Origin of the sequence: Mycolicibacterium parafortuitum, from assembly GCF_010725485.1 — a bacterium.
Taxonomy (GTDB): Bacteria; Actinomycetota; Actinomycetes; order Mycobacteriales; family Mycobacteriaceae; genus Mycobacterium.
In genome coordinates, this window is record NZ_AP022598.1 from 4,330,669 (window position 1) to 4,356,832 (window position 26,164).

The window sequence follows — 26,164 nt, forward strand, 5'->3', positions numbered from 1 at the left end:
CACTCACCGCCGCGAAAAGCCCGGCCCCTTGGTGGGGGCCGGGCTTTTTCGTGTGGGTTGAGTTCTCGAAAGTGGTTGCCGACGTGGGTCTGTTATGGATCCGTCAGGGCCGCAGCCGTGGCAGTGTGGCCACTCCGCCCGTCGAGATCGGCATGGTCACGGCATCGTCGAAGTCGTCGACCCTCGGATCAGCGCTGGGCCGGTGGTCTGCCGGAGCGGCCGGAGCAGGCGTGCGCTGTTCGATGAGCGTCGTCGACCTGACGGGACGGTCGGCCACCGACGACGACAGCTCCCTGGCGGGGCGGGGACGGACCACCATCGGCCACCAGAACCAGCGGCCGATCAGCGCCGCGATGGCCGGGGTGAGGAATGCGCGCACGATCAAGGTGTCGAACAGCAGACCGATCCCGATGGTCGTGCCCACCTGGCCGATCACCTTCAGATCACTGAAGGCCATGGCCGCCATGGTGAAAGCGAAGACCAGTCCGGCATTGGTGACGACCTTGCCGGTGCCGCCCATCGCGCGGATGATCCCGGTGTTGATGCCGGCGCCCAACTCCTCTTTCATCCGCGATACCAGCAACAGGTTGTAATCCGATCCGACGCCCAGCAACACGATCACCGCCATCGGCAGCACCATCCAGTGCAACTCCATGCCGAGGATGTACTGCCAGATCAGCACCGCCAACCCGAAAGAGGCGCCGAGCGACAGCGCCACCGTGCCGACGATCACCAATGCGGCGACCAGGCCACGCGTGATCAGCAGCATGATCAGGAAGATCAGGCAGAGCGCGCTCACCGCGGCGATCAGCAGGTCGTACTTGGAGCCTTCCTGAAAGTCCTTGAAGGTCGACGCGCTGCCGCCGATGTAGATGTGCGCGCCTCGTAGCGGAGTCGTCTTGAGCGCTTCCTGGGCCGCGGCGCGGATCCGGTCGATGCTGCCGATGCCCTCCGGGGACCCGGGATCGACCTTGTGCGAGATGATGAATCGGGCGGCCTTGCCGTCGGGGGACAGGAACGAACTCATCGCCCGCTGGAAGTCCGGGTTCTGGAAGACCTCCTCCGGGAGGTAGAACGAGTCGTCGTTGTTGGCAGCGTCGAACGCCTGGCCCATCGCGGTGACATCCGCGGCGGATTCGTCCATCACGCTGAACGTGCCCTGCATGGTGCTGTGCATGGTCTGCAGCATGCTGCGCATCGACTCCATGATCTGGATGGTCCGCGGCATCTGCGCGAGCAGTTCGGGGAGCAACCTGACGAATTCGTCGAGATCGTTCTCAAGTTCGTGCAGTTTGCCTGCGAGCTTGTCGACGCCGTCGAGCGCGTCGAAGACGCTGCGGACCGAGAAGCACAGCGGGATGTTGTAGCAGTGCGGTTCCCAGTACAGGTAGTTACGGATCGGCCGGAAGAAGTCGTCGAAATTGGCGATGTTGTCGCGCATCTCGTCCATGACGACGATCAGCTCTTTGGTCACCTCGACCGATTTGATCGTGGTGTCGGTGATCTCGCCTTGAAGCTGGTACATCCGCTTCGCCAGCTCGATCTGCCGCCCGATCATGTCGGCTTGTGTGCCCATATCGGCGACGCGGTCCTGCATGTGCCGCATCATCTGCTGCTGGCCGGCGTTCTGCATGCTGATCAGGAACGGGATCGACGTCCGTTCGATCGGGGTACCTTCCGGCCGGGTGATGCTCTGGACCCGCGACACGCCGGGAACCTGGAAGATGGCCCGGGCGAGCTTGTGCAGCACGATGAAGTCCGCGGGATTGCGCATGTCGTGGTCGGACTCGATGATCAGGATGTCGGGCATCATGCGAGCCTGGGAGAAGTGCCGATCCGCGGCGGCGTAGCCGATGTTGGCCGGGACGTCGTCGGGGATGTAGCGGCGGTCGTCGTAGCTCGTCCGGTAGCCGGGCAGTGCCACGAGACCGATCAGCGTGACCGCGATGGTGGCGATGAGGATCGGACCGGGCCAGCGGACGATCGCGGTGCCGACCCGCCGCCAGCGGCGGGTGGCCAATACGCGGGTGGGATCGAACAGCGCGGCGCGCCCGCCGATGGCCAGCACCGCGGGGACCAGGGTCAGCGCCACGGCGACGGCGACCAGCATGCCGACCGCGCAGGGCAGGCCGACGGTCTGGAAGATCGGCATCCGGGTGAAGCTCAGGCACAGCAGCGCACCGGAGATCGTCAAACCCGATCCCAGCACCACCGGCGCGACGCTGCGGTAGGTGGTGTAGAACGCGGTTTCGCGATCCTCGCCTGCGTTGCGCGCCTCCTGGTACCGGCCGAAGAAGAAGATCCCGTAGTCGGTCCCGGCGGCCATCGCGAGCGCGACCAACATGTTGATCGCGAATGTCGACAGCAGGAAGAACTCGTTGTCACCGAGGAAGGCCACGATGCCGCGGGCGGCGAACAACTCGATGCCCACCGTGATCAGCAACGCGATGACCGTGACCACCGACCGGTAGACGATCATCAGCATCACGAAGATGATCAGCGCGCCGATCAGCGTCAGCTTCAGGATGGAACTCTCGCCGCTGTGTTGCATGTCCGCCAGCAGCGCCGCCGCGCCGGTGACGTACACCGAGACTCCGGCAGGGGGCGGCGAACGGTCGACGATCTCCCGGACCGCCGCGACGGATTCGATACCGGCGGACGAACCCTGGTCGCCGACCAGATTGAGTTGCACGTAGACGGCCTTGCCGTCCGGGCTCTGCGCTCCCGCGGCCGTGAGGCGGTCTCCCCACAAGTCCTGCACGTTCTCGATGTGCGCGGGATCCTTCTCCAGTTCGGCGACCAGACCCTCGTAGTACCGGCGCGCATCGTCGCCGAGCGGCTCCTGACCTTCGAGCACGATCATCGCGGTGCTGTCGGAACTGGACTCCTGGAACAGCCGGCCCATCTGCGACATCGCCTGGACCGACGGGGCGTCCTTGGAACTCATCGGCACCGATTGCTCGCGCCCCACGGTCTCCAGGGACGGCACCGCAAAGGTGACCAGGAGCGTCAGCCCCACCCACCCCAGGACGATCAGCGGCGCGAGCCCGCGGATGGCCCGCGCCACCAGCGGTCGTCCCCGGTGCAGTTGATGGTTGCTCACGGCGCACTCACCACGTGTGAGGGTTGTTCGAGTCGCGTCACTTCAGCTGCTGGCCCTGGCTCTGCAACAGGGCGCGCACCAGCGGACGTGGACCGGTCGGCGGCAGGAATGCGCTCGCCGGCCGCGTACGCACCGGCTGCGGCCACCAGAACCAGCGGCCCAGCAGCGCCGCGATGGCCGGTGTCATGAATGCGCGCACGATCAGCGTGTCGAACAGCAGTCCGAGCGCGATCGTCGTACCGACCTGACCGATGCTGCGCAGGTCGCTGACGACCATCGAACCCATGGTGGCGGCGAACACCAGACCGGCGGTCGTGACGACCTTGCCGGTGCCGCCCATCGCGCGGATGATCGCGGTGTTGATGCCGGCGCCGAGCTCGTCTTTGATCCGGGCGACCAGCAACAGGTTGTAGTCGGATCCGACCGCCAGCAACGTGATGACCGTCATCACCAGCACGGCCCAGTGGATCTGGATGCCGAGCACGTACTGCCACACGAAGACCGACACACCGAAAGCCGCACCCAGCGACACCACCACGGTGCCGACGATGACCAGCGCCGCGACAAGGCTTCTCGTCATGATCAGCATCACGATGAAGATCAGGCAGATGGCGGCGACCACCGCGATCAGCAGATCGTACCGGGATCCCACCACCAGGTCTTTGGTGATCGCGGCGGTGCCGGTCAGGTAGATCTTCGACCCCTCCAGTGGGGTGCCTTTCAACGCTTCCTCTGCCGCGCTCTTGATATCGGCGACGCGTGAAATACCTTCGGGGGAGGCAGGGTCGCCCTGCTGCAGGATCAGCATCCGGACCGCTTTACCGTCCGGTGACAAGAAGATGTCCATGACCCGCTGAAAGTCCTTGTTCTCGAAGACTTCCGGCGGAATGAAGAATGTGTCGTCGTTCTGGGCGGCGTCGAATGCCTTACCCATCGCGGTCGGGTTCTCCCCGGCGCTGCTGTCCATCTGGCTGAAGATGCCCGACATGGTGCTGTGCATGCTCAGCATCATCGTGCGCATGCTCGACATGATCGCGATCATCTCGGGGAACTGCGCGACGATCTGGGGCAGCAGCACGGTCAGCTGATCGAGGTTGTCGACCATGTTGTCGAGCTTTTCGGACACCTGGTCGACGCCGTCGATCACGTCGAACACACTTCGGATCGAGAAGCACAGCGGGATGTTGTAGCAGTGCTGTTCCCAGTACAGGTAGTTGCGGATCGGCCGCCACATGTCTTCGAAATTCGCGATGTTGTCCCGCAATTCGGCGGTGATGTCTTGAACCTCGTGTGTCGTGCCGACCATGTTGTTGGTCGTCGCGACCATCTGCTGCATCAGGCCGTACATGTTCTGCATGATCCCGATCATCTCGGCGAGCATGCTCGCTTGCTGGAGAAGATCGTCCATCCGCGTCTTCTGGAACTGCATGTACTGCTGTTGGCCGGCCTGCTGCATGCTCAGCATGTACGGAATGGTCGCGCGGGCCATCGGAATTCCCTCGGGCCGGGTGACCGCCTGGACGTTCGAGATGCCGGGGACCGCGAGAATCGCCTTCGCGAGTTTATTCAGCACCAGGAAGTCGGCTGGGTTGCGCAGATCATGGTCGCTCTCGATCATCAGGACTTCGGGCGACATCATCGCCGACTCGGGGAAGTGCCGCTTCGCGGCCGCCATTCCCTCGTTCGCCGGAATGTTCTCGGGCAGATACTTCTGGTCGTTGTAGCTGGGTTTGAAGCCAGGCAACGCCAGCAGTCCGAGCAGCGTGACGGCCATCGTCGCGACGAGAATCGGTGCGGGCCAACGCACGATGGCAGTACCCAGCCGCCGCCACCCGCGCACCTGCAGGTTGCGCTTCGGGTCGAACAGGCCGAAGCGGCTTCCGACCACCAGTACCGCCGGGAACAGCGTCAGTGCCACCGCGACCGCGACCAGCACCCCGATCGCGGTCGGCAGGGCCAGCGCGTTGAACAACGGCAAGCGCGTGAAACTCAGGCAGTAGAGAGCGCCGGCGATGGTCAGCCCGGAAGCCAGCACCACCTTCGCCACCCCGGCGTAGGTCGTGAAGTATGCCGTGATCCGGTCTTCACCCGCCTGGCGCGCCTCCTGGTACCGGCCGATGAAGAAGATCCCGTAATCGGTCCCCGCGGCGATACACAAGGCCACAAGGAGATTCACGCCGAAGGTGGTCAGTCCGAGAAGGTCGTTGTGGCCGAGGAACGCGACGATCCCGCGAGCGGCCTGCAGCTGGATTCCGACGACCACGAGCAGCGCGATCACCGTGACGACCGACCGGTAGACCAGCAGCAACATCACGAAGATGACCGCGACGCTGACCAGGGTGACCAGGATGACCGTCCGGTTGCCACTCTCTCCGACATCCGTGGCGATGGCGGCCGGACCCGTGACGTAAGCCTGCACGTCCGGAGGTGCCGGGGTGTTCTCGACGATGTGGCGCACAGCGGCCACCGACGACGACACCGAAGCCTCACCGGCCTCACCTGTCAGCGTCACCTGGACGTAAGCCGCCTTGCCGTCCGCACTCTGCGCCGCGCCTCTGGTGAGCGGGTCACCCCAGAAGTCCTGGATGGCGAGCACGTGCTTCGGGTCGTCCCGAAGCTGGCGGATCATCTCGTCGTAGTAGCGGTGTGCCTCGTCGCCGAGCGGCTGCTGGCCTTCCAGCACGATCATCACGACGCCGCCGCCACCGTCGGTCGAATCGAACGCGTCGCTGATCCGCTCGGATGCCTGCAGCGCCGGCGCGTCGACGGGGTTCAGCGAGACCGAATGCTGCTGTTCGACCGCTTCCAGTGACGGAACGGCGATGCTCAGCGCCGCGACGATCCCCAGCCACACCAGGATGATCGGGACCGCCATACGCTGAATCGTGCGCGCCACCAGCGGACGGCCGTCCTGCAGTTGATGGTTGCTCATGCGGCCTTCAACATGCATGCGGCGAAGGTGCTGGCTTCGTGCGTCTCGTACTTCTCGGACTTCACGACGTCGTCCACCAGGATCCGGCACCCCAGACTGTCGCTGTCACCCTGAGCCGCAACGCTTCCCACTCCTGCTGCACCGGTGATCGGGAACTCCAGTGTCCAGGGCAACGGCACCGCCTCGAGGAATTGCGGATCGCCGTTGCCGTTGAAGAAGCTGATCTGGGCGATGGTTCCCGGCGGGCCGAAAACCTCGTACTTCATGATCTTGGGATCGACCGGTCGGCTCTCCTCGGTGGCGGTGTCGCCGTAGGTCAGCGAATCGTCAGAACCGAAGATGCCGTGCAGGCGCGACACGGTGAAACCTCCGGCGGCGATCACGATCAGGACGACGAGCGGAATCCACAACCGGCGCAGCAGCGTGAACATGGCGGAAGCCGGTCCGCGCCTCGACCTGCGGGCCTCACGCGGTGCGGCGGCGGACAACTGGTCGGTCGGGTGGTCTGGGCGATCCTCGACGGCGACGTCGGACGGCGCTGGCTCCACCCCTGATTCGACGGCTCGACCGTCTACGTCGGGCAAGCTGCCGTCGACCACAGAACCCACCTTCCACCTTTCTGCCGGTTTCATCGTCATGGCGGGGCCAGACGGTCGGAGTCGCGCGCCGTGGCCGTGTGCCGCGGCGTCACGCGATTCGGCGTCGGGCACGCCACAGCAACTGCAAGCATTTGACGCCAGAGTCAATCACGGTTGCAGCCACCGTAGGCGGGTTTTTCGCAAACGCGCAAGTGCCTCGCCGAGCGAGTGGTCGCAGGTTTCGCCGCCGATCTGCGGTCCGGGTCGCTCCAGCTTCGGGACGGAACTATCTTGTCGGCACAACCTGCGACTTTGCCGGACGTCGGCGGGTGATGGGCCGGTGCCGGGCGCCGGGTGGGGACCGCTGCGGGGAGGCGCCCGTCCTGCAACAGGGACTGGTCGGCTCACCCCGAACCCATCGCTGGCAATCCCCGGCTGCTCTGCCTGGTCAGCGCGAGCCGCGCGGGGGACGGCACCCGGCACGGAGGGAATGTAAATATTCGGGCGCGTCATTTTCCGCCGCGCGGCCGGGGCCCCGACTGCTACAGTCTGGCGCTACGGCGGCACTCCACGACGCAGAGCGGGGCACCTATCGATGCCGGCTGAAACGCCCGCGCTGCAGGCAACAGGGAAGAGATTCCCGGCTTGGCTGCGGTCTCGACAATTCCTGGGACCGGTCGTCGCGATCGGCGGCGTGCAGTTGGTCGCGGCGATGGACGGACCGATCGCGGTCTTCGCGCTTCCCAGGATTCAGGAAGAACTCGGGCTCACCGATGCCACGCGGGCATGGGTGGTCTCGGCCTATCTCCTGACCTTCGGCGGGCTGATCCTGCTCGGAGGTCGGCTCGGTGACACATTCGGCCGCAAGCGCGTCTTCCTGGTCGGAGTCGCGCTGTTCGCGTTCGCCTCTGTGCTCTGCGGTATCGCATGGAACGGCGAGTCCCTGGTCGTCGCCCGGCTGTTGCACGGCGTGGCCGCGGCCATCGTGACCCCGACCTGTACCGCGTTGCTGGCCACGACATTTCCGAAGGGGCCGGCCCGCAACGCCGCCATCGCGGTCTTCGGCGCACTGGCCAGCCTCGGCGCGGTACTGGGCCTGGTGGTGGGCGGTGTTCTCACCGAAGCGTCCTGGCGGTTCGCTTTCCTGGTCAACGTACCGATCGGCATTCTGGTCATCGTCGTGGCCCGGCGCATGCTCACCGAGTCGGTCAAGGAGCCGATGAAACTCGACGTGGCCGGCGCGGTGCTGGCCACCGTGACGATCATCGCCGGGGTCTTCGGTCTGTCGACGGGGCCGGAGATGGGCTGGCTGTCACCGATCACCGTGACGCTGGGCTTGTCGGCGCTGGTCGGGTTGGTCGCGTTCGTCGTCGTGGAACGGGCGGCGGTCAACCCCATCGTGCCGTTCAGCCTGTTCCGCGACCGGGACCGCCTTGCCTGCTTCGTCGCGGTGTTCCTCAGTACCGGCGTGAGCTTCACCCTCACCGTGGTCGTCGCCTTCTACGTGCAGAACGTCATGGGTCACAGCCCCGCCCAGGCCGGGGTCGGGTTCATCCCGATGGCCATCGCGATGGCCATCGGGACGGGGGTGTCGTCTCGGCTGGTGATGAGCTTCGCGCCACGGGTCGTGGTCATCGGCGGCTGTGTTCTCGTGCTGGGCGCGTTGGCGTTCGGGGGTCTGACATTGCACAGCGCGTCGCTGTACTTTCCGGGTCTGGTGGTGCCGATCGTCGTGGGGGCGTTCGGGATAGGACTGATCAATGTGCCGCTGGGTCTGTCGTTGGTGGCCAGTGTCGGTCCCGACCGCATCGGCCCGACCGCCGCGATCATCGTGATGATCCAGAGTGTCGGTGGTCCCGCGGTGCTGGTCGCGATCCAGGCTGTCATCACGCTGCGCACGCTCCGGATGGGCGGTACCACCGGGCCCGTCACCGGGATGACCGATGTGCAGCTCGGTGTCCTCGACAACGCCTACACCCACGGCGTGCTGTGGTTGGGCGCGGTTGCGGTGCTGCTGGCCCTGGTGGCGCTGCTGATCCGCTACAGCGCACAGGACGTCGCGCACGCACGGCAGGTCCAGCAGGTCTTTCCGGATGAGGACGCTGAACTCGACAAGGACAAGGGCAAGGACAAGGACCAGGAACTGGCCCACTGACTTTCGGCTATTCGAGCACGCCGGTCAGGCCGAAATCGGCCGCCACCTCCGCGACCATCTCGCGCAGGTCGGCCTTGTCGTCCACCGATCCCGGGCGGAACGCGCACACGTAGATGGTGACCAGGTTCATCTCGGCGGCCGTGCCGTAGTAGACGTGCACCTGGCTGCCGATGCGCTCCAGCCAGCGCCCGGTCAGGTGCTGGCTCGCTCCGCGCGCGAATGCCGCATCGCACAACGTCCCGTCCGGCCGGATCGCCGCGGGGCCGGTGTCGCCGAGGTTCGAGCAGACGGCGGGTTGGTCGGGGTCGTTGCGCGCGTAGTCGGCGAGCTGGCGCCACATCCGTTGCGGCGTGTACGGCGTCAGCGGTACCAGATCCGCGGCGGGGTCGTGGGTCTCCTGCGCCGCCTTCAGTGCGTCCTTGATTCCGGCACGCACGCCGTGCAGATCCGTCGTGATCCCGTTCGGATCGACGTGTACGCGGACGAAGGAGACCGCGATCGCCCGGGCATCGTCGCCGGAGGTGCGGTCGTTGACGGTGAGCAGCACCGGGATCGCGCCGGCGCTGCCGTGGGTGCGCCCCATGCGCTCGTCCAGTCGCGCCGTGAACGCCGCCGCGAGGGTGCTGTGGGTGCCGCCGAGTGCGGCGGCCTTGGCGTTCCACTCGTCCTGCTTGAAGCGGATCCAGATGCTGGGCGCGACGACCGGCTGCTCCGTCCCGACGGCCGGCCCGGCGGGCGGCTCTGCCGCCGCACGCCGATCGTCCTCCTCCCGGCGTCGGCGGGCCTCGGTGATCGCCGCCGTGAACGCCCGTACCACGGACGGGAACTCCTGTGCGGTCTCCCGGAGGTCCTGAAGCACGGCCTGCCCGCGGGTCCGGGAACGCGGCGGCGGATAGCCCAGGTTGCGTGGCATGTCGAGGATCGCCTCGGTGACGGCGACGGCACCGCCGATTCCGTCGATCACGTAGTGGGACAGCACCAGGCTCACCGCGGTCGATCCGTCGGTGAGGGGTTGCACGTCGATCCGCCAGCCCGGCCCGGCCTCGGGATCGATCGTGAGCTGCGTGCATTCGTCGAACCAGTCGCTGAGTTCGCTGCGGGGCCGGGCGCCGGCGGCGATGTCGATCGGGGTCGGGCCGGGCGCGCGAACCCAGCGGTGCCGTCCGAACGGCAGCGGGGAGCGCTCGATGAGCCGGCCGAGCAGGCCGTCGGCGAGGTTGCGCTGGAACCGGGTCAGCCCGTCGTGGTCGACCGGACGCTCGTACACCCAGCCGACCTGCATGACCTCCTTCTGGCCGGCAGCCCGATGCCCTTCGTAGAAAGCTTGATCCAGCAGCGCGAGCCGGTTGTCGGTGAGTGTGCCGCCGGCAGATGAGCCGCCGTCGACGGATGACCGCACGGAGTGATTCCGGACTGCCACTGATTAGCCTCCGATGACCATGAGCTCCGCCCGCGGCGCTGCCCGGCCGCCGGGAGCGACGTCGCACAGCCCGCGCGGTGCGCTCGGAACGTTTGTCAGGGTGAGCGTAGCGGACCCGACCGTGCACTCTCAGCGAAAATTTGCTTTACCGTCAACCGGCCTGTCCGAAGGTGTCGCGCCCGCCCGCCGCGGGTTCTGGCGATTTCCTTGCCGAAGGGGTTGAGGTGTCCCTATCCTGTCGCCGTGAACTGGAGCCACCCCGACACGTCGCGAGACGATCTCATTTCGACGCCCAGGACGGTCGCGGTACGGCTCGGCGCGCGGTGCGTCCGCCAGTCCGTCGACGCGCGTAGCTAACACATGCACGAAGAGCGCTCGGGCGCACCACAAGTCGGAACGGACCGCCCCGTCGCCCTGTTCGTCCTCGGGTTCGGGCGGTCGGGGACCTCTGCTCTGGCGCGGGTTCTGTCGCTGTGCGGGGCAACGCTGCCCCCGAAACTGCTCGGGGCGACCAAGGACAACCCTCGCGGCTTCTGGGAGCCGCGCGCCGCGATTCATCTCAACGAGACGATCCTGCGCAGTCGCGGGAGTTCGGCCTACGACCTCGCCCTGCGCCCCGAGCAAAGTCGATCGTCGACCGCCGCGGACGAGGCGTCGATCGCCAGGATCCGCTCCTACTTCCACGCCCTGCCTCCGGCGCGGCTGGTGGTCATCAAGGAACCGAAGATCACCGCGTTGATCGAATTATGGTTCGAGGGCGCCCGGCGGGCGGGATTCGACGTCGCGGCCGTGGTGGCGATGCGCCATCCCGCGGAGGCCTCCGCGTCGATCGAGGAGCGCGCGAACCGGCAGAACTACGTCAGGTCCTCGCTGGAACTCGGCAGCGCCTGGTGGCTCAAATACACGTTGCTCGCCGAACGGGACACCCGCGATGTGCCGCGTGTGATCGTGGAGTTCGCGAACCTGCTCGAGGACTGGCGTCGTGAGGTGAAGCGGATCGGGACCGCGCTCGGTGTGGACCTCGACAGCCCCGACGAGGCCGCGATCGACGGGTTCCTGTCACCGGGGCTGCGCCATCACCGGCACACCGGACCCATCACCGAGCCGTTCGGCACCGACTGGGTCACCACGGTCTACCGCCAGCTCGCCGCGGCGGGTCGCGACGAACCCTGGGAGCAAAGCGTTCTCGACCGCGTCTTCGATGAGTACGAGACGACCGAGCGCGGGTTCCGCACCGCGGTGGACGACTCGCGGCGTTATCTGAACCTGAACCGCCTGATGCCCCCGCCGTTGGTTCGGGTCGCCCTGGAGGTGCTCGCGCTGGCACACCGGCGCCGGGGTACCTGGGCATAGGACGTGGGACGCGGTGTGATCGGGGGAGTCGCCCGATGAGGGTGGTGCTGGCGTTCTACGGCACCCGCGGCGATGTCGAGCCGGGCATCGCGCTCGGCCGTGAGCTTGCGCGCCGGAATCACCACGTGTGTATGGCCGTGCCGCCGGACCTGCTCGGGTTCGCCGAGTCCGCGGGCCTGGAGGCGGTCGCCTACGGACCGGACAACCAGGCCTGGCTGGAGTCGACTCGCAATTTCTGGGCTCGGTTCTTCCGCAACTTCTGGCGCCTCCCCGAGCTCAAGAAGCTGCTCGCGGAATCCCGTGAACCCGGCACCCGCGCGTGGGCGGAGATGAGCACGACGCTGGCCGCGCTGACCGACGAAGCGGACCTCCTCGTCACCGGCGTCAGCTATCAAGAACTGGCATGCAATGTCGCCGAGTTCCGGGCGATCCCGCTGGCGACGGTGCTGTGGTTCCCGATCCGGGTCAACGGGCACGTCGTGTCGGCAGTGCCCGCCCCACTGGTGCGGGCCGCGATGAGAATCTACGACTGGCTGGTGTGGCGTGGGGTCAAGAACGTCGAGGATGCGCAGCGTCGTGAACTCGGACTTCCGCCGTCGCCCGGCCCCGCGCCGCAGCGTATCGCCGATCGGCGCGGACTGGAGATCCAGGCCTACGACGACATCTGCTTTCCCGGGTTGGCCACCGAATGGGCGGGGATGCGCGACCTGAGGCCGTTCGTCGGAACCCTGACGCTGGAGTCGCCGACCGCCGCCGACGACGATGTCATGGCGTGGATCGCTGCCGGCACTCCACCGATCTTCTTCGGGTTCGGCAGCATCCCGGTGGAGTCCCCGGCCGAGACCGTCGAGATGATCGCGTCGGCCTGCGCGCAACTGGGCGAGCGGGCACTGATCGGCGCCGGCTGGAGCGATTTCGCCGACGTTCCCGGCTACGAACATGTCAAGATCGTCGGGTCGGTGAACTTCGCCACCGTGTTCCCGGTCTGCCGTGCCGTGGTCCATCACGGCGGTGCGGGCACGACAGCGGCCAGCCTGCGCGCCGGCGTCCCGACGCTGATCTTGTGGATGGCCGATGTCCAGGTTGTATGGGGGGCTGCCGTCAAACGGCTCAAAGTCGGTGCGTCCCGGCGCTTTTCGAGTGCCACGGAGAAGACCCTGGTGGCGGACCTGCGCACCATCCTGGGCCCGGAGTACCAGGTCCGCGCCCGTGAGATCGCGAACCGCATGAACACACCCGCCGACAGCGCGGCCGCGGCCGCCGACGAGGTCGAGAAGTACGTCCTCGGGTGGATGAGCGCTGACGGCCGAGGAGAGTAACGCCACATCTATGTCGCATGCGTCAATTTACGGTTCGAACGCCCTCGAACCCGCCTATCATCGGCTCTCGTGATCGAGCTAGACGGTGTGGCGAAGACCTTCGGCGCGTCCATCCATGCGTTGCGGGACGTCAGCTTCGCCGTCCCGACCGGCACGGTCTGCGCGGTACTCGGTCACAACGGGGCGGGCAAGACGACCACGATCAAGATCCTGTCGACGTTGTTGAGGCCGACGTCGGGCCGCGCCGTGGTCGCCGGATACGACGTGGTCCGTCAGCCGGGCCAGGTGCGTGAGAGCATCGGCACCACCGGCCAGATGGCGGCACTCGACTGGCAGCTGACCGGGCGGGAGAACCTCGTCCTGTTCGGGCGACTGCGGGGCCTGCGGCGAAAGGCCGCGCGGCGCAGGGCTGACGAGCTGATCGATCAGTTCGACATGGCGCACGCCGCCGACCGTCGGGTGATCAACTATTCCGTGGGCATGCAGCGCCGCATCGACATCGCCGCCGCGCTCGTCATTCCGCCGAAGGTGCTCTATCTCGACGAACCGACCACCGGCCTGGATCCACGCAGCCGGCGTGCGGTGTGGGACCTGGTGTCCGCGTTGAAGACTCAGGGTGTCACGGTGCTGCTCACCACTCAGTATCTGGAAGAGGCGGACCTGCTCAGCGACTCTGTGGTCGTGATCGACCACGGACAGGTCATCGCCACCGGCACCGCCGAAGATCTCAAACACCGCGTGGGTCACAGCTATTGCACGGTCAGCCCGGTGGATCCGGCCGACCTGGCCAGGATCTCCGATGCCGTCGCCGACCTGGACGGTCCCGAGGTCGACGTCGAGGCGAACACGGTGTCGGTGCTGGCGCCAGACGGTGTGGCGACACTCGGTGAGGTGTTCCGCCGCCTCGATCGACTCGGCGTGGAATTGGCCGACATCTCGCTGCGCCGGCCGTCCCTGGATGAGGCGTTCCTGCATCTGACCGACGACGCACTGCCCAGCGGCGCCGGCGCCCACCACGGCGCCCTGCCGAGTGACAGCGCCATCGCGTGACAGCCCTGGGTGCGCTGACCGAACGCATGGTGCGCGGTCAATGGCGAGACGATCTTCCGTTCGCGATCGCGGCTCCCGTCGGGTTTTTCGTCGTGTTCCACTTCGCGCTGCGTCATGTGATCGACACCGGTGAGACCAGCTACGCCCAGTACCTGCTGCCGGTGACGATCGTCCAGGTCCTCATGCTGAGCGCGCTGGTCACCGTCGACCGCGCGGCGGTGGACCAGCAGTCGGAGTTCGGTGTCCGCCTGCGCACGCTGCCCATCTCGACGGCGGCGCCACTGGTTGCGCGGATGGTGTACTGCCTTTTCCTCGGCTCGATCGTGCTGACCGTCGCGATCTCGGCCGGGTATCTGTTCGGATTCCGGATCTTCGGTGGGATCGGGCACACGGTCGCGTTCGTCGTGCTGGTCCTGGCGTTCACACTGGCGTTGTCGCTGGGCGCTGATGCCGTGGGCGCCGGGTTGGCCAGATCGGAGATCGGCAGAAGCGGCACATCCAGCCAGATCCTTCTGGTCCCGCAATTGCTGTTGATCATGCTGTCCACGGGTATGGCGCCGCTCGAGTCCTTCCCCGACTGGCTGCACCCGTTCGTGCACTACCAGCCGGTCTCGCAGGTGACCGACACGCTGCGCGGCTTCGCCGGCGGCCAGGTCGTCGCCGACAATCTTCGGATCAGCACGGCCTGGTGCGTGGGACTGCTGCTGGTGTTCGGCGCCCTCGCGGTGCGCGTTCAGAGGCGGCAGCGATGACGGCGCAGATGACCCGGCGCGGCTCACTGCTGACGGAGAGCGCTCTGTTCGCCGGAAGGTTGTTCATCCACTGGAGGCGGCAGCCGACCGTCCCGGTCCAGGCGCTACTGTTCCCGACCTTCCTGTTGATCACGTATTACCTGCTGGTCGGCGAGTCGGTCATGAACGTCACAGGCGTCGACAGCCTTTACGGGCTGGTGCCCACGTGCGCCGTCGCCGGTGCGATGTTCGGCGCGCTGGCGGCCAGCCTCAGTGTCCGGATCGAACGCGAGTACGGATTGCTCAGCCGCCTCTGGACCTTGCCGGTGCACCGGTACAGCGCGCTCGGGGGTCGGCTCCTGGCGGAAGCCGCGCGCACGCTGGTGGCCTCCGCTCTGATCACCGTTGTCGGAGTCGGTCTGGGCCTGAGGTTCAAGGGCGGCTGGCTCGATCTGATGGTGTACCTGCTGATCCCGGTGGTCGTCGGCGTCATCTTCGCGGCTGCGCTGATCGCGGTCGCGGTACGCACGACCAACGGTGCTGTGCTGATGTGGTTGGTGATCCCGGCGATCAGCGCGGTCTTCGCCAGCTCGGGTTCGCCTCCGCCGGAACTGCTTCCGTCGGCGGTGCAGCCCGTGATCGAGTTCCAGCCGATGGCGGCGACGATCGGTGCGATGCGGGCCCTGGCGCAGGGGGAGTCCGCGCTGGGGCCGCTCACGGTTGCGTCCTTGTGGGCTATCGCGTTGACCGCGGTGATCCTGCCGCTGGCCGCGCGCGGTTACCGCGCCGCGGCGGAGCGCTGACCTCGACGGCCGAACAGCACATATCTAACCTTTCCGTTAATTTACTGGAAAAATTTCTGCAGCGTCACTAGCTGTGCTAATAGTCGAAATAGGCCCGATGTGCGGTTTGCCGATACGCAAGGTGTGCAACATTTTCGTGAAAAGTTCGAACCCCGTAGTTCAAGGGTGTCTAGACTCTGCGCGGAGGGGGAGTAGGTACACGAGATTGGGCAGCTTCTTGACTGTGACCGACAACGGCGTTCAGCCGCTTTATCTAGATCTATTGCGGCGCAACCTCACCCGCTACGGGATGCGAGAGCGCGTCCCGTCGAAGTGGCCGCTGCGACGTAAAGTTCTGTACAAGGCCGTCAACACGCTCAGCCCGCTGCGTCTGGGACTGAGCCCGTTCACGGAGAACAAGCGCGAACTCGGCCTGGACTGGCCCGCCGAGGCCGAGACCATGATCGGCATGAAGCGTCTGACCAATCTGCAGGAATGTGTCGAGACGGTGCTCAAAGAGGATGTGCCGGGCGACCTGATCGAATGCGGCGTATGGCGCGGCGGCGCGTGCATCCTGATGCGTGGAGTGCTGGCGGCCTACGGGGATGACACGCGGCGCGTCTGGCTGGCCGATTCCTTCCAGGGCGTTCCTCGATCGGATCCGGACAACTACAAGGCGGACAAGGGAATCCGAGCCGACTTCGCCGCGGGCATCCTCGGGGTGTCCGAGGACGAGGTGAAGGCGAACTTCGAGCGCTACGGCCTGCTCGACGATCAGGTCCGCTTCCTGCCCGGCTGGTTCAAGGACACCCTCGCCGACGCGCCGATCGAAAAGATCTCGGTGCTGCGCCTCGACGGGGATCTGTACGAGTCGACGATCCAGGCGCTCGACGCCCTCTATCCGAGGCTGTCGCCCGGCGGCTTCTGCATCGTCGACGACTACCGCGCCGTGAAGGCGTGCGAGCTGGCGGTCACCGACTACCGCACCAAGCACGGAATCACCGCCGAGATCGTCGACATCGACGGCACGGGCGTGTTTTGGCGCAAGTGACCACCGTCGTCCCGGTCGGTCGCGCTGGTGTCTGAGCGCGCCCCGGGGTTGCGGATCGGGATCCTGGGCGCGGCCAACATCGCTCCTCAGGCGCTCATCGTCCCGGCCCGGGACAACGCCGACGTGGTCGTGGCGGCAATCGCTGCGCGGGACGCCACCCGCGCGCAAGCCTTCGCCGTCAAGCACGGTGTCGCACGTGTGCATCGCAGCTACGAAGAACTGATCGCCGACCCGGATATCGATGCCGTCTACAACCCGTTACCGAACGGTCTGCACGGCCGGTGGACTCGGCACGCGATCACCGCGGGCAAGCATGTGCTGTGTGAAAAGCCGTTTGCGGCAAACGCTGACGAGGCACGCGAGATCGGGGATCTGGCGGCGCGGTCGGGTCTGGTCGTCATGGAAGCGTTCCATCACCGCTATCACCCGTTGATGCTGCGTGCCGAGGAGATCATCGCTTCGGGCGAACTCGGCACCCTGCGGCAGGTGGAAGCGGCGTTCTGCTTTCCGTTGCCGAAGTTCTCCGATATCCGTTACGACTTCGCACTCGCCGGTGGTGCCACCATGGACGCCGGCTGCTACGCGATACACATGTTGCGGACGCTCGGTGGATCTACGCCGAAAGTCGTGGCGGCCCAGGCCAAACTGCGCGCCGCGGAGGTGGACCGCGCGATGACCGCCACGCTGCACTTCGCGGACGGCCACACAGGTTCGATGCACTGTTCGATGTGGTCGGCCTCGCTGCTGCGGGTGAGCGCCACGGTGATCGGCGACCGTGGACAGCTTCGGATGATCAATCCGGTGCTGCCCCACCTTTTTCACCGGCTCACCATCCGGTCCGCCGAAGGCGTACGGACCGAACGCTTCCCGCGGCGCACGTCGTATGCCTACCAACTCGACGCGTTCGCCGCGGCGGTCCTGCACGGCGAACCCATCAAGACACCGCCACAGGACGCGATCGAGAACATGGCGGTGATCGACGACATCTATCGCGCCGCCGGTCTGTCGCCACGCCGTCCGGCGTGAACGCGGGACGGCGCATCAACGGACGGCAATCTGGCTGGGGAGATCGGCGTTTGCGAGCCAGCACCGTACGGTGCGACTGAACAGTTCAGGATGCCTCAGCGGCCAGTCGTGGCGCATACCCACGGCGACAGCGTTGACTCCGCGCGGCATCGTGCGGGCGAGTTCGGCGGCACTGCGGTGAGCGGGCCAGTATTCATCGGCTCCGGTGATGAACAGCGCTGGCACCGGCGATTTTTCGAGACCCTTCGGCACCGTGAAGCCGGCTGACTCGGAGACGATGTGGGCGGCATCCTCGCTGAGGGCCAACCGCATGTCCTCGCGGTAGTCCGCCGCCCTGGTCGCCGCGAGCTCCGGTGGATGGGCATTCCACAGCTGGGAGAGCAGCCGCCGGGACCAGGCCATGCGGGCCAGGGCGCCCACGAACCGCTGAGAGGGACCCACCCACGGAAAGCTGTTGACGAAGGTCCCGCACAGCACCGCGCTGGCGAACAGCGCCGGTTCCCTCGCCAGTAGGTCGATCCCCACCTGAGCCCCGAGGGAGTATCCGACGAGGTGCAGGCCTCCCGCGCCGAATCCAGACCGGATCGACGTCGCGACGGCCTGTGCGGCACGATCGATCCGGAACGGCCCCAGCGCAACGCTTTTCCCGAACTGTGGCAGGTCCGGGGCAACGCAGCGATACCCGGGCAATCTGTCGATCACCGGCTCCCAGGACCAACCGCTCAGCCGTCCGCCGTGGAGGAACACGACGGTGGGGGCCTGCAGCGGACCTGTCTCGCGTACGAACAGATCCATATCGGCGATGGTACGTCCGCTTCACGGAGAGTGTGATCTCCCTTGCACTTTGGCGTCGACAAAGATCGGCCGACAGCGCCGGCGAACTGCTAGCGTCACACCCATGCCTGACAGCTTGGGGCCGGTGCGCATCGGTGTTCTCGGCGCATCCAGCTACGCACCGACCACGATGCTCAACCCTGCCAAGGACAACCCGGATGTCGTGGTCGCGGCGGTCGGCGCCCGCGACGACGAGAGCGCCGAGGCCTTCGCCGCCACGCACGGAATCGCCCGTGCCCACGGCAGCTACGAGGCGCTGATCGACGATCCCGAACTGGACGCGATCTATGTGTTGGTGCCCACCAGCATGCACGGGCGGTGGACGCGCGCTGCACTGGACGCGGATAAGCACGTGCTCTGCGAGAAGCCTTTCACCGCCAACGGTGATGAGGCCCGGGAAGTGGCCGAACTCGCCGCGACGTCGGACCGGGTGGTGATGGAGGCGATCCAGTTCCGCCATCACCCGTTGACGCTGCGGGTCGAGGAGATCCTCGCCTCAGGGGAGTTGGGCAGACTCGAACGCGTCGACATCACGCTGTGTGTGATGCTCTTGCCGTTCAGCGCCAACTGCTACAACTACTCGATGGCCGGCGGAGCCATGATGGATGCCGGCAGCTATGTGGCCAACATGGCGAGAACCTTCGGCGGCTCGACGCCCAAAGTGGTCTCCGCCGAGGCGAAGTTGCGTGACCCCCGGGTGGACGCGGCGATGACCGCCGAGGTGCAGTACGCCGAAGGGCACACCGGCAGGCTCAAGTGTGCGCTGTGGTCGTCGGACCTGTTCCGGGCGCGCGCCAAGATCATCGGTGAGCACGGCGAGATCAACGTGCTCAGCCCGGCCGCACCGCACCTCCTGCCCCGGCTGTCGATCCGATCGAACGGGCGCAAACGGGTGGAGTGGTTTCCGCGGCGCGCGACCTACGCCTATCAGCTGGATGCGTTCGCATCCGCGGTGCTGCGTGGCGGACCGATTCGGAATACGCCGCAGGAGGCGGTGGAGAACATGAGTCTGATCGACGACATCTACCGCGCGGCAGGGCTTCCCGTGCGCCAACCCAGCTGATCGCGGGCGACGGGGCGATCAGTTCGCGAAGTGGGCGTCGTCGATGTGCGCAGCCACGCGCAGTGCGTTGGCGGCGACGGTCAGGCTCGGGTTGAGGCCCGCGCTGGACGGGAAGAACGACGTGTCGACGACGTAGAGGTTGTCGACCTCGTGCGCCCTGTTCTGGGCGTCGAGAACACTCGTAGCGGGGTCGGTTCCGAAGCGGCATGTCCCGCACACGTGACCCAGATTGGCGTTGTCTCTGCCGTTGCCCAGGCGACGGGTGCGAAACGGTGCGACCATGTCGGCGAACAGACGCATGAACGCCTTGTGCCGTTCGATCTCGCCGGCGTGCAGGCGGTAGTGGATGCGCATCCGCTGGCGCCCGTCGGAACCGGGGCTCGGACTCGGTGTGACCCGATTGTCGAGATAGGGAAGGTCCTCCATCATCGCGGCCAGCACCAGGCCGCCGGTGAAGAAGCGGTTGTACACCTGACGCACCATCGGCGACATCGCGCGCAGCAGGCGGCCCCGCGCGCCCGGCCGGTTGACAAGCCACTCCATCGGCGGTATCGCGCCGAATGACTGTACTGTGCCGTACTTCTGGCCGTCGAAGAGATAGAAGTCGTTGAGCCCGATCTCCTTGTTGGCGGCGGTGATGGCCGAGTCGGCGTGTGGCCAGATCTCTACGGGATCGAGCAGGTGCCGCATCAGATTGCGCCCCACGTAGTCCGAGCCGTTGGCCAGGCCGCGCGGCCAGTCACCCGACCGGGAATTGAGCAGCAGAGTCGGCGTGGCCAGCGCCCCTGCCGCGAGCACCACCAGCCGCGCCTTCAGGGTCAGGATCTCGCCGCGGTGCTCGCAGATCACCGACTGCACCCGCCGGTGATCGGCGTCCAGGCGCAGGACTCGGCACTCGGTCAACAGCGCGGCACCGTATTCGGTGACGGCGGGCAGCACGCAGTTGCCCGCGGCGTCGTTCTTACATCCGCGGTCGCAGAGATAGGTCTGGCACGTCGTGCAGCCGTCGGTGTAATCGCAAGCCATCGGAAGGTGGTACGGGTGCAGACCCCGATCCCTCAGATGGTCGACCAGGGGTTGGTTATCGGACGAAAACGGGGGTGCGGCGGGTAAACCCACGGATGCGGCCTCAGGCCGGAGGGGATCGGCCTGACCGCGCACTCCGAGCAGTCTCTCGGCCTGTGCGTACCACGGCGCCATCTCGTGGTAGTCGATCGGCCACGACTCGGGCACCGAGGAGTCGCCGGGGTCGGCGAAGTTCTGCCGCGGTGTGAAGTCCGCGGCGAAGAATCGCTCGCACACCATGCCGTAGAGCGCCGAGGATCCGCCGGTGCCGCTGCCGATGAACGGTGTGAAGCGTTTCGTGAAACGACCGCTGATGTCCTCGACCTCGTCGGTGGTGCGGCCGGACCGGGCCAGCGCGTCGTAGTACGCGGTCGGCGTCCGGGCGGCCTCGGGTTCCGCGAGCTCGGCGACGGCCCCGCGGATCGTTCCCGGTGTTCCGGGCAGAGTGGATCGCCCCTTCTCCACGAAGAGCACCTTGCGCCCCGAGCGTGCCAGCCGATGTCCCAGAACGCCGCCACCCATCCCTGCGCCGATGACGATGACGTCCCACGCCACGCGTTCTGCGGCATGAGCGTCCAGATCGCCGTCAGCCAAGTCGTACTCCTCCGGGTATCGGCCCGAAATGGTGTACCACCTGGGCGATTCGGGATCGTATCAACGTTGCCGCGGCCACATCGCCCGAACGCTTACTCATGCGTCAAAATGAAGCGATAATGGCCGGACTCCGTCGGGCGCTGCGACGAACGAAAGGCCGGCAAGTCCAGATGAACTCCCCGAAGAACCTTGTGCTGTCCAGCTACGGCGGTCGCGGGGACATCGAACCCGCGGTCGTCGTCGGCCGCGAACTCCTGCGTCGCGGTCACGATGTGCTGATCGCGGTTCCGCCCAACCTGGTGGGCTTCGCCGAGGCGGCGGGCCTGCCGGCCGTCGGCTACGGCCTGGACTCCGGCCCGATCCTCGAACTGCAGCGCGAATACTTCACCTGCTACTCCCGGACACCGTGGAAGCTCCGGGAGATCAGCCGGATGGCGCGCGAGACCGAACAGTTCGCGGCCGAATGCTGGGCGGAGATGACCAGGACGCTGCACCGGGTGTCCGCGCGCGCCGACGTCCTGCTCACCGGCCTGATCTTCGAGCAGCCCGCCGCCAATGTCGCAGAAGCGCACGATATTCCGTTGGCAGTGCTGCAGTACTTCCCGTGCCGGCCACACGGGCAGCTGCTGCCGTTCCTGCCTGCTCCGCTGAGTCGGCTGCTGATGGCGGGAAACGACTGGGCGGCCTGGCGGGGCACACGCCGCGCCGAGGACGCGCAGCGCCGCGAGATCGGATTGGCCCCCGCGCGCGCCTCTGCGCCGCGGCGTATCGCAGACCGTGGTTCACTGCAGATTCAGGCCTATGACGTGCTGTGTTTCCCCGGGCTGGAAACCGAGTGGGACACGTGGAATCGGCAGCACCCCCCGAAGCGGCCGTTCGTCGGCGCGCTGGCGATGGCGTCACCCACCGAGGCGGACGACGACGTCGCCGGGTGGATCGCGGACGGGACGCCGCCGATCTTCTTCGGGTTCGGCAGCGTTCCGCTGGGCTCGCCCGCCGACACGATCACGATGATCGCCGAAGCGTGCCGGCAGTTGGGGCATCGCGCCGTAATCGGGGCCGGTGGAACCGATTTCGGCGCGTTGCCGCAGTTCGACCACGTCAAGGTGGTGGGCCAGGTCAACTACGCGACGATCTTCCCGCTCTGCCGGGCGGTGGTGCACCACGGAGGTTCGGGGACGCTGGCCGCCTGCCTGCGTGCGGGTGTGCCCCAACTGGTCCTGTGGACACTGCCGGATCAGCCGTTCTTCGCCGCACAGTTGAAGCGCCTGAAGGTAGGGGCCGGCCGGAGATTCTCGACCACGACCCCGAGGACGCTGGTGGCCGACCTGCGCCGGATCCTCGCCCCCGACTACCTGCAGCGGGCCCGCGAGCTCGCTGCGCGGATGACGACGCCTGCGCAGAGCGCCGCCGCGGCGGCTGATCACGTCGAGGACTTCGCGAAGCTGGCGAGCACACTCTGACGATCTCGGTGCCCGGGGGACGTACCCCCGGGTTTGCCGAGCCGCGCCGCAGGCTCAGTTCCGGATCATGAACCCGTTGGTTGCGAACGTGAATCCGAATTTGTCCTCGCGTTCTGCGTCGTGCGTGTAATCGTCCGGGAACTCCTGTTCGTATGCCTTGATGGCCTCAAAAGGTCCCGGTCCCCACCCGGGCAGAACAGGATGGCCGTTGACGCAGGAATCCTCGACAAGCAGATAGTCACCGGCCGAAAGCAAAGGGCGCAGCAACTTCATTTCCGCCAGCACATGATCTTTCGAATGATCGCTGTCCAGAATGGCGAAAATGCGGCCCGGATATTCCTCTTTGAGTTTCTTGATCTGCTCGGCGATCGCCGGTTCGATCGACGACGACTCGACGAACAGGATGTCGGGGTCGCTCTTGGCCACGGGGTCGAGACGCTGGTGGCTGATGTCCACCGAGAGCACCTTGAACGGTATTCCCACACGCTGCATGACGTGGGCGAAGAACAACGCGGATCCACCGCGGTTGGAACCGAATTCGATGATCAGCGAAGGCTTCAGGTCGAACAGGATTTCCTGGTAGTTCCACATGTCGGCGACCGACTTCCAGCATTCGATGCCGAGCCAGGTCGTCTTGTTCCACACGAAGGTGTTGTAGTACCACTTGTGGTACTCCTCGCCTTCGGTCCCTTTGGGTTGGTAGAGAAATATGGACACCGCGGAATTCGTCACACGGCGCAGTGATTTGAGCGTATTCACCGCGATTCGCCCGAGGGCTTTCATGTCCATTTCGCCGGGCTTGTAGGCGGGTCCCTCACGCCTCAATGCCAGGTTCGTGCGACCGGGAGCCTGCTCTTCATTTTTTTGACGCCATTGCACGGGCGCAGAGTAGCAGCACGAGTCTGCGCCGGCGGCCGTCTGAGCGAACTCGATCAGACGAAGAACGTGCGGCGGCCCGGTCCGTTCCTCGCCGCGCGCAGCGCGGGCCGGGATCTTCGCCAAAAATCTGATTCCAAGACCATTGACGCCTACGTTAGTTAGACTGCCGCCGGTAGCCGAACCTCGCGGAGGGGCTGAAGGGCACCGAACGGCACCGAACGGCACTGGAAGGCACCGGAAAGGCTTGGTACCGCATGGCTAGGGGCGCGTTCGGACGCAGCGACGCCGAGATCGATCTGTTGGTGCGCGGCATGCGGTCGGGGATCGCCGTCGTCGGTTTCGGCTATATCGGCACCGTGATCGGTGCCGTGCTCGCCGACCGAGGTTGGCCGGTGACCGGAATCGATGTCCGGCAGAGTGTCGTCGACGACATCAACATGGGCAGGACTGCGGTCGCCGAGCCCGGGCTCAGCGAGATGGTGGCCAACGCCGTGCGGATGGGCCGGTTGCGCGCCACAACGGATTTCAGCGCGATCGCCGACAACGATTTCGTCATCGTGAACGTCGGCACCCCGCTGGGCCCCGACTACGAACCCATCGTCGACGACATCAAGGCAGCGGCGCGCGCCCTTGGTGAGCACCTGCAGCCCGGCCACGTGGTGATCCTCAAGAGCACAGTGCCCCCGGACACCACCGAGACTCTCGTCCGTCCGATCCTCGAAGAAACCTCAGGTTTGCGCGCCGGTGTCGACTTCGGCCTCGCGTTCTGCCCCGAGCGGCTCGCCGAAGGCCAGGCGATCCATGAGCTGACCTCGATACCGGTGGTCGTCGGCGCGGTGGACGAGTGCAGTGCCCGCGCCTGCGCCACGTTGTGGCGGCACGCCCTCGGGGTGGAATCTGTCATCGTCGAGGACCCGCGTACCGCCGAGATGGTCAAGCTCGCCGACAACGTCTGGGTTGATCTGAACGTCGCCCTGGCCAACGAACTCGCGAAAATCTGCGACAAGCTCGGGATGGATGCCCTTCAGGTCATCGACGCGGCCAACACCATGCCCAAGGGGAGCGGCCCGGTCAACATCCTGCGTCCGAGCATGGGGGTCGGGGGGTATTGCCTGACCAAAGATCCGTGGTTCGTCAACCACCTGGGACAGTCGCTCGGGCTGGACCTGTCGATCCCGCGTACCTCCCGGACCGTCAACGACACCATGCCCGGCTATTCCTACAGCCTGCTCGAACAGCTTCTCGCCGACCAGGGCAAGACCGTGGCGCAGAGCAGGGTCGCGGTGTTGGGAATCGCGTTCAAGAACAACACCGGCGACTGCCGGCTCACACCGACGAAGTACATCGTCTCGCTGCTCGAGGAGTCGGGCTGCGAACTCTCGATCCACGATCCGTGGGTGGCCGACGAGGAAGCGCTGTCGGTGACCAGCATTCCGATGACCGCTGACATCGAGTCGACGGTCAAGGATGCCGACGCGCTGGTGGTCCTTGCCGGACACCGTGAGTTCCACCGCATTCCGTTGACGCGGCTCGCGGAGCTGACCACACCGAAGTGTGTGTTCCTCGACGGGCGCAACAGCTTCGACCCAGCGGCGGTGCGCGCGGCCGGTTTCATCTACAAGGGGATCGGCCGCTGACGCGGCACCCTCTGCGAACGGAAAGAGAAAGCATGTCCAACGTCGTCGTCACGGGCGGCTACGGTTTCGTCGGTACCCACCTGGTCACCGCGTTGCTCAAGCGCGGAGACTCGGTCACGGTCTTCGACTACGCGAAGAACACCCGCGACACCAGCCTCGGCTTCGACGGGCATCCCGGCTTCCGGTTCGTCCAGGGGGATGTGACCGATCCGCAGGCACTCGCCGCGGCGATCACACCTGATGTCGACACGGTGTTCCACCTGGCCTCGGTGGTCGGCGTCAACAAGTACGTCGAGAACCCGTTACGGGTCGTCGATGTCAGCGTGATCGGCACCCGCAACGTCCTTGAGCTGTGCCACAAGCACGGCGCCAGGCTGGTCTTCACCAGCACCTCCGAGGTGTTCGGGAAGAATCCCAACACACCATGGGCCGAGGACGACGATCGTGTACTCGGCTCCACCAGAACCGCCCGGTGGAGCTACAGCACCAGCAAGGCGATGGCCGAGCACATGGTGTTCGGCATGCACGACGCCTACGGGTTGCCGGTGACCGTCGTGCGCTTCTTCAACGTGTATGGGCCGCGCCAGAATCCGATCTTCGTGATCTCCAAGAGCATCCACCGGATCCTCAACGGCCGTGAACCGTTGCTCTACGACTCTGGCGACCAGACCAGGTGTTTCACCTACGTCGACGATGCGATCGCCGGCACACTGCTGGCCGCCGACAGCGATGCGGCGATCGGCGAGGTCTTCAACATCGGCAGCATGACCGAGACCACGATGCGTGACGCCGTCGATCTGGCGATCAAGATCGCCAATGTGGATTCGGTGTCGAGCACCGCGGCCTTCGACACCGTGAAAAGCTACGGTGCGCGCTACGAGGACATCCCGCGCCGCGTCCCCGATTCCACGAAGGCACAGCGCGTCCTCGGTTGGCGGCTGCAGGTCGACCTCGAGGAAGGACTCCGCAGGACCATCGACTGGGCGCGCGCCAATCCGTGGTACCTCGAGGAATCCGGCGCGGACACCACCTGACTCCAGCGGACATGGGTTTGACATTTGAGGGGGGACTTCCGACTTCGTCCGCCACGTATAGGCGCATTCGGTACCGGACGCAGGTGCTGTGTCGG

Annotated in this window: 19 protein-coding genes; 12 read left to right on the forward strand and 7 right to left on the reverse strand. The window is 66.2% G+C overall.

The window, feature by feature from the left end; translation table 11 throughout:
- Window positions 1-103 precede the first annotated feature (103 nt).
- From NTM_RS20555 to NTM_RS20565, 3 genes are read right to left on the reverse strand one after another with little or no spacing between them, the layout of a single operon-like run.
- Entirely contained in the window at window positions 104-3,103 is a 3,000-nt protein-coding gene (locus tag NTM_RS20555; protein ID WP_163767434.1) for an MMPL/RND family transporter, read from the reverse strand.
- Between the two features lie 37 nt (window positions 3,104-3,140).
- Window positions 3,141-6,035, reverse strand: a complete 2,895-nt coding sequence (locus NTM_RS20560) for an MMPL/RND family transporter (RefSeq protein ID WP_104861159.1) — start codon at window positions 6,033-6,035, stop codon at window positions 3,141-3,143.
- Window positions 6,032-6,454: an MmpS family transport accessory protein gene (locus NTM_RS20565; protein ID WP_163769569.1), complete on the reverse strand. Its 423-nt coding sequence runs from the start codon at window positions 6,452-6,454 to the stop codon at window positions 6,032-6,034. Before NTM_RS20565 ends, NTM_RS20560 begins: the two co-directional genes overlap by 4 nt.
- Window positions 6,455-7,208: 754 nt before the next feature.
- On the opposite strand from NTM_RS20565, the gene NTM_RS20570 reads away from it, so the two are divergent.
- Window positions 7,209-8,768 carry an MFS transporter gene (locus NTM_RS20570; protein WP_163767436.1) on the forward strand — a complete coding sequence of 520 codons (1,560 nt, stop codon included), beginning with the start codon at window positions 7,209-7,211 and terminating at the stop codon, window positions 8,766-8,768.
- Window positions 8,769-8,775: 7 nt separating this feature from the next.
- Here NTM_RS20570 and NTM_RS20575 read toward each other — a convergent pair whose 3' ends face one another.
- Entirely contained in the window at window positions 8,776-10,167 is a 1,392-nt protein-coding gene (locus NTM_RS20575; protein ID WP_232079782.1) for a hypothetical protein, read from the reverse strand.
- Window positions 10,168-10,548: 381 nt separating this feature from the next.
- Between NTM_RS20575 and NTM_RS20580 the strand changes: the two genes are divergently transcribed.
- The 7 genes from NTM_RS20580 (at window position 10,549) to NTM_RS20605 (ending at window position 17,500) form a co-directional block, all read left to right on the forward strand.
- A complete protein-coding gene (locus tag NTM_RS20580) occupies window positions 10,549-11,541 on the forward strand; it encodes a sulfotransferase family protein (RefSeq protein ID WP_104861156.1) in 993 nt (330 codons plus the stop codon).
- 35 nt (window positions 11,542-11,576) lie between these two features.
- Complete coding sequence (locus NTM_RS20585; protein WP_163767438.1) at window positions 11,577-12,860, forward strand: glycosyltransferase; 1,284 nt, start codon at window positions 11,577-11,579, stop codon at window positions 12,858-12,860.
- 69 nt (window positions 12,861-12,929) lie between these two features.
- Complete coding sequence (locus tag NTM_RS20590) at window positions 12,930-13,910, forward strand: efflux ABC transporter ATPase subunit, DrrA-related (protein WP_163767440.1); 981 nt, start codon at window positions 12,930-12,932, stop codon at window positions 13,908-13,910.
- The gene (locus NTM_RS28585; protein WP_170311987.1) at window positions 13,907-14,662 is read left to right on the forward strand and encodes an ABC transporter permease; all 756 of its coding nucleotides are present in this window, start codon (window positions 13,907-13,909) and stop codon (window positions 14,660-14,662) included. The genes NTM_RS20590 and NTM_RS28585 overlap by 4 nt, the downstream gene beginning before the upstream one ends.
- On the forward strand, window positions 14,659-15,444 hold the full coding sequence (locus NTM_RS28590) for an ABC-2 transporter permease (RefSeq protein WP_170311988.1): 786 nt from the start codon (window positions 14,659-14,661) through the stop codon (window positions 15,442-15,444). Before NTM_RS28585 ends, NTM_RS28590 begins: the two co-directional genes overlap by 4 nt.
- A 217-nt stretch (window positions 15,445-15,661) precedes the next feature.
- Window positions 15,662-16,474 (forward strand): TylF/MycF family methyltransferase, encoded by an 813-nt coding sequence (locus NTM_RS20600; protein WP_104861153.1) that lies wholly within the window; start codon window positions 15,662-15,664, stop codon window positions 16,472-16,474.
- A gap of 27 nt (window positions 16,475-16,501) precedes the next feature.
- The gene (locus tag NTM_RS20605; RefSeq protein WP_163767442.1) at window positions 16,502-17,500 is read left to right on the forward strand and encodes a Gfo/Idh/MocA family protein; all 999 of its coding nucleotides are present in this window, start codon (window positions 16,502-16,504) and stop codon (window positions 17,498-17,500) included.
- A 15-nt stretch (window positions 17,501-17,515) separates the two neighbouring features.
- Here the strand turns inward: NTM_RS20605 and NTM_RS20610 are convergent, their stop codons facing one another.
- Complete coding sequence (locus NTM_RS20610) at window positions 17,516-18,295, reverse strand: alpha/beta fold hydrolase (protein ID WP_163767444.1); 780 nt, start codon at window positions 18,293-18,295, stop codon at window positions 17,516-17,518.
- A gap of 103 nt (window positions 18,296-18,398) precedes the next feature.
- On the opposite strand from NTM_RS20610, the gene NTM_RS20615 reads away from it, so the two are divergent.
- Complete coding sequence (locus tag NTM_RS20615) at window positions 18,399-19,397, forward strand: Gfo/Idh/MocA family protein (RefSeq protein WP_104861150.1); 999 nt, start codon at window positions 18,399-18,401, stop codon at window positions 19,395-19,397.
- Between the two features lie 18 nt (window positions 19,398-19,415).
- Here NTM_RS20615 and NTM_RS20620 read toward each other — a convergent pair whose 3' ends face one another.
- Window positions 19,416-21,056, reverse strand: a complete 1,641-nt coding sequence (locus NTM_RS20620; RefSeq protein WP_232079783.1) for a GMC oxidoreductase — start codon at window positions 21,054-21,056, stop codon at window positions 19,416-19,418.
- A gap of 170 nt (window positions 21,057-21,226) precedes the next feature.
- Here NTM_RS20620 and NTM_RS20625 point away from each other — a divergent pair, with 170 nt between their 5' ends.
- Window positions 21,227-22,519, forward strand: coding sequence for a glycosyltransferase (locus NTM_RS20625; RefSeq protein ID WP_163767446.1), 1,293 nt, complete (start codon window positions 21,227-21,229; stop codon window positions 22,517-22,519).
- Between the two features lie 54 nt (window positions 22,520-22,573).
- Here NTM_RS20625 and NTM_RS20630 read toward each other — a convergent pair whose 3' ends face one another.
- Window positions 22,574-23,302 (reverse strand): rhamnosyl O-methyltransferase, encoded by a 729-nt coding sequence (locus tag NTM_RS20630; protein WP_104861536.1) that lies wholly within the window; start codon window positions 23,300-23,302, stop codon window positions 22,574-22,576.
- 350 nt (window positions 23,303-23,652) lie between these two features.
- Here NTM_RS20630 and NTM_RS20635 point away from each other — a divergent pair, with 350 nt between their 5' ends.
- Window positions 23,653-25,035: a nucleotide sugar dehydrogenase gene (locus NTM_RS20635; RefSeq protein ID WP_104861148.1), complete on the forward strand. Its 1,383-nt coding sequence runs from the start codon at window positions 23,653-23,655 to the stop codon at window positions 25,033-25,035.
- Window positions 25,036-25,067: 32 nt separating this feature from the next.
- Window positions 25,068-26,069 (forward strand): NAD-dependent epimerase/dehydratase family protein, encoded by a 1,002-nt coding sequence (locus NTM_RS20640; RefSeq protein ID WP_163767449.1) that lies wholly within the window; start codon window positions 25,068-25,070, stop codon window positions 26,067-26,069.
- Window positions 26,070-26,164 lie beyond the last annotated feature (95 nt).